This is a genomic window from Deinococcus sp. (assembly GCF_018260405.1).
Classification (GTDB): domain Bacteria; phylum Deinococcota; class Deinococci; order Deinococcales; family Deinococcaceae; genus Deinococcus.
In genome coordinates this window covers 263-693 of sequence record NZ_JAGLBG010000253.1, presented here as the reverse complement: position 1 = coordinate 693, position 431 = coordinate 263, and the positions used below count along the sequence as shown (strand labels likewise).

The window sequence follows — 431 nt, the reverse complement described above, 5'->3', positions numbered from 1 at the left end:
CCTCGGGCCGGTGCCAGGGTCGGGGTATGAGGCCCGCTGTCTGGAACGAGAACCGCGCGCTTCATTGGGGCGTGACGGTTCCGCTGTCATGGTTCCTGGTGCACTTCGTGAACATGCGGACGACCGTGGATGTGGAGGCTTCGTGGGATCAGGGGTACGCGACGCTGTACCGGTACGGATTCCCGCTGGGATTCACGCACTGGGGAACGGCGTCCAGCGAGGAGTACGCGGTGTTCCTGGGGCCACTGCTGCTCGACTGGCTGGTGTACCTCCTGGTCGTCGGCCTGGTGGTGGGTGGCGTGGCGCGGCTGTGGCGGCGGCCCGTGCGGGTGCCGGTGCTGCTGCGGGTGGTCCTGTGGGGAGCGTTCGCCTGGACGTCCCTCCTGGTGGGCGTGGAGATCGGACTGGGGGGCGTGCGCTGGGGAACCCAC

The 431-nt window shown here is 68.9% G+C and carries 1 protein-coding gene; it reads left to right on the top strand.

The annotated features are described in order from the left end of the window. Positions 1–71: 71 nt before the first annotated feature. A partial coding sequence (locus QZ269_RS13405) for a hypothetical protein (RefSeq protein WP_291427187.1) occupies positions 72–431 on the top strand: 360 nt, incomplete at its 3' end.